We start from the raw sequence: 3,628 nt of genomic DNA, 5'->3' as shown, positions 1-3,628 counted from the left end.
CACCTGCCGACGACCCGTCCAGGCCACAACACCACCCACAAAACCGCAGGTCAACACCACCTAACAAAGCCCTACTAGGCCGTGTTTCAGAAGTGGGGTGACCGGCGGCGTGTCGGTGGTCGGAACGTGGCGAGGTCTCCGGTAGATGGTTTAGCGACCAAGCGAAACCGCGGTACCGGAGACCTCATGGCCGGCGTAGCGGCAGCGGGGCGGTTCGATCTGACCGATGCGCAGTTGAGCTTCCCCCGATAACCCGAGGTAGTTGTTACCTGGACCGGGCCGGTGATGCCGGGATGGTAGTCGGTTCGGCCTGGGCGGCGTGCCAGGCGGCTTCGTGCTCGTCTGGGCTGAGCCAGCCGAGATCCTTCTGGATGCGTTCGGTGTTGTAGAACCCGTAGATATAGCGGAACAGCTCGTTCTCGGCCTCGTCACAGATGCGCCAGGAGCGGCGGTAGACCAACTCGATCTTGAGCGTGGAGAAAAAGTTCTCCATCAAGGCGTTGTCGTACGAGTCGCCGACCTACCCCATCGACGGCAGGATCCCGTTGTCCGCCTTCCGAGCCGCGGTCGGTGTGGAACACCACCCCGTCGACGTCCCCTCCCCGGATCGCGGCGGCCATTCCCAGCGACGCCACGACCAGGGCCGCGTCGTGGTGTTCGGACATCGCGTGGCCAAGCATCCGACGGGAGAACAGGTCCTCGGTCGTCGCGAGGTAGAGCGGCCTCTCGTCGGTGTCGATCTGCGTCACGTCCCCGCACCACAGCACATCCGGTGCCACAGCGGTGAAATTGCGCCGCACCAGGTCCCGGGCAGCCGGTCGCCTGCCCGGTCGGGTCAGCGACCGGCGCCGTTTCGGCGGACGTCCGGCGAGACCGGGTTCGACCATCCGCGCCGCGACGGTGTTCTCCGAGATCGTCCAGCCTGCCTCGCGCAGGTCGAGGGCGATCCGAGGGCTGCCGTAGGTTCCTCCCGAGGCGGTGAAGAGCCGTCCGATCTCCTCGTCCAACCGCTCCCGCCGCCGGGCGCGTCCGGTGGGCTTGCGGTTGATCCACTGGTAGAACCAGGACTGCGAGACCTCCAGGGCCCGGCAGGCGATCGTGTGCGGGACCCCGAAACCGGTCCTCTGGGACGCGACGAACTCCGCCACGATCACCGGTTCATCGAGTCCTTCACCCACAGGACCACCGAGCGCTTGAGGACATCACGCTCCATCTCCAGCTCGGCCTTTCCTTCTCCCACCGCGCCCGCTCGGCCCTCAGCCGCGCCAGCTCCTCCCGCTCGGCCTCGTCCAGGGGCCCGCCGTCATCCCGACCAGCAGCCCGCTGCCGGTCGACCTTCACCCAGTTGTGCAGGGTGTAGGCGCTGATCCCCAGATCCCGCGCGATCTGCGCGACCGGCTTGCCGGTCTCGGCCACGATCCGCACCGCACCCGCACGGAAATCCGGATCGAACCGACGTCTCTTCTCTCCCACGACCCAACCATCTCTCTTGGTTCAGGTCTCCACGCTACGAGGGGAAGCACACAATGAAGTCCCCACCAAGCCGGGGCAGTTCACTGGAACAGCAGTTGACCAGAATCTGCCGGACGGCGGGAGTCGCCAACCCCGCAGACCTGACTACCTGGTTCAACAGCCTACGTGCCGCGAGCTCATCCGACTGACAGTTCAATGCCGACGACACTGGACCTCCGGTCCGAGTCGATTCACATCCAGGACTCACGCTCACCCGGCTACCCTCCCATTGGTGATCGCCGATCGACTGCCGCCCACCGCGCAGGAAGGGTGACCAGGCCGCGCAGCACGCCGAACGTACGCCGGGGCGTGAACCCCGGCTCGACCTCGAAGTCGCCGAGGACCTCCAACAGTTCGTCTAGCACGACCCGTACCTGCAACCGTGCCAGGTGCTTACCCAGGCAGTGGTGTGCTCCGGCACCCCACCCAAGATGACGACCGGGGTAGGGGCGGTCGAGACGAAACCTGTCTCCGTCAGGGAAGAGTGCCTCGTCGCGGTTGGCGCTGCCCCACAGCAACAACACCCGGTCCCCCTCGACCAAGTCCACACCGGACAAGGTACTGCTGTGGCGTACAGTGCGTCCGGTGGCGGCAACAGCGGACTCGTGCCGCACGCTCTCCTCGACTACCGCCGTTAGCAGCGTCCGGTCGTCCATCACCCGGGCGCGCAGGTCCGGATCCGAACCCAGCACACATGCGGTGTTGGCAATCGTGTCACCCGAGGTCAGAGTGCCCGCCGCGACCAGGAGGAAGGCATGCTTGAGTAGTTCCTCGTCGCTGGCAGGCACACCATTGATGAAGGTGTTGGCCACCGCGCCGAGTACGTCGTGAACCGGCGCCCCACGCCGGGCTCGCACGAGCTCCAGCAGAACCTCGGCCAGTTCCTGCCCCGCCGAGCCGCCCGCCTGCCCGGATAGCGCCTCGGTAAACAGATCCCTGATCAGGGCGGCGAACATGGCACGATCCGCATCTGGTACACCCAACACCGCTGCGGTGACCAGGGGCGCGACCACCATCGCGAACTCTGCCACCAAGTCGGCGTGTCCTCGCGGCGCCAGCCCCACCAGCACCTCCCCGGTCACCCGTCGGATCCCCGGTTCATAGGCCGCCGCCGCAGCGGGGGTGAAGAACGGCTGCATCGCCCGCCGCCACAGCGTATGTACGGGTGGATCGGACTCGAACAACGGCGCCGCCACCCGCTCCAACGCCGGAAGCACCATCGTCGCCCCCAAACCCTCCACCGCCGAGGAGAAAGTCTGGTCCTGCTTGGCCACTAGGCCGACTTCTCGTGCCCCCGCAACCACGAAGAACCCGCCGTAGGACGAACTGCGTGCCACCGGGCAGTCCGCACGCAGTTGCGCAGTCAACTCATGGATCACGTCACCAACACCGGGCGCAAGATGATCGAAGTCCTTCGTCCACGCTGGAACAGCATCGCCCCGATGCCCGAGACCATCCTCCGAGACACCATCCCGGTTCACCATCACGCCCCCCATGACTACGCAGAGTAACATCAACGGAATGGTCAGTTTCGCAATGCCGCAGACAACCAGCTCACCACCACTCATGGATGGACCGCCCCGGCGAAGTTGGAGGCCGGATCAGTTGGCTTCAGACCGCTGCGCCGGTGTCGGCTGCCGTCCGGTGGAACGTCTCCTCGTACTCTGCCGGAGGACTGTTCCCACAGAAGGAATGTAGCCTTTCCGTGTTATACCGGGCAACCCGTTCCATCGTGGCCGGCGTCACGTCGGTCACGTTCTCCCAATCTCCGTGGAAGTCGATGAGTTCCTTCTTGTAGAGACTGTTGAGCGACTCGGCGACGGCATTGTCGTAGGAGTCGCCCCTGCTGCCGACGGAGCGCGCCGCACCGATCTGGTCAAGTCGTTCAGCATAGCGGATGGACGTGTATTGGGCGGATTCAATCGGTCGTCGCAACACCGGCTTGTTGGAGCGAGGATAGATGATCGTTCAGGGCTTCCGCGGGGGTCTTCCAGTCGAGGGTCTTGCGGGGTCTGCTGTTCAGTGCGGCGGCGACGGCTTCGATCTCGTCGACGTCCCATCGGGAGAGGTCGGTTCCCTTGGGGAAGTACTGGCGCAGCAGGCCGTTGGTGTTCTC

Annotated in this window: 6 protein-coding genes; all 6 read right to left on the bottom strand. The window is 65.4% G+C overall.

Going from position 1 to position 3,628, the window contains the following annotated elements:
- Window positions 1-265: 265 nt before the first annotated feature.
- Window positions 266-493 carry an IS3 family transposase gene (locus ACFP3R_RS37435; protein ID WP_380643770.1) on the bottom strand — a complete coding sequence of 76 codons (228 nt, stop codon included), beginning with the start codon at window positions 491-493 and terminating at the stop codon, window positions 266-268.
- Complete coding sequence (locus ACFP3R_RS37430; protein WP_380643768.1) at window positions 429-1,154, bottom strand: DDE-type integrase/transposase/recombinase; 726 nt, start codon at window positions 1,152-1,154, stop codon at window positions 429-431. Before ACFP3R_RS37430 ends, ACFP3R_RS37435 begins: the two co-directional genes overlap by 65 nt.
- A 16-nt stretch (window positions 1,155-1,170) precedes the next feature.
- Window positions 1,171-1,473: a transposase gene (locus ACFP3R_RS37425; protein ID WP_380643767.1), complete on the bottom strand. Its 303-nt coding sequence runs from the start codon at window positions 1,471-1,473 to the stop codon at window positions 1,171-1,173.
- A 257-nt stretch (window positions 1,474-1,730) separates the two neighbouring features.
- Window positions 1,731-3,080, bottom strand: coding sequence for a cytochrome P450 (locus tag ACFP3R_RS37420; protein ID WP_380643765.1), 1,350 nt, complete (start codon window positions 3,078-3,080; stop codon window positions 1,731-1,733).
- Between the two features lie 43 nt (window positions 3,081-3,123).
- Window positions 3,124-3,450 (bottom strand): integrase core domain-containing protein, encoded by a 327-nt coding sequence (locus ACFP3R_RS37415; RefSeq protein ID WP_380643763.1) that lies wholly within the window; start codon window positions 3,448-3,450, stop codon window positions 3,124-3,126.
- The coding region (locus ACFP3R_RS37410) for a transposase (RefSeq protein WP_380643761.1) at window positions 3,431-3,628 on the bottom strand (198 nt) is incomplete at its 5' end. The genes ACFP3R_RS37415 and ACFP3R_RS37410, both read right to left, overlap by 20 nt.

It is taken from the genome of Saccharothrix lopnurensis, from assembly GCF_042658445.1.
GTDB lineage: Bacteria > Actinomycetota > Actinomycetes > Mycobacteriales > Pseudonocardiaceae > Actinosynnema > Actinosynnema lopnurensis.
The sequence above is the reverse complement of the archived record's forward strand: the minus strand, read 5'-3'. Positions and strand labels throughout refer to the sequence as shown.

What these genes read in the sequence shown, in the direction of transcription:
- ACFP3R_RS37435 (WP_380643770.1), bottom strand. Translation starts at nt 493, where the DNA reads ATGGAGAACTTTTTCTCCACGCTCAAGATCGAGTTGGTCTACCGCCGC.
- ACFP3R_RS37420 (WP_380643765.1), bottom strand. Translation starts at nt 3,080, where the DNA reads ATGAGTGGTGGTGAGCTGGTTGTCTGCGGCATTGCGAAACTGACCATT.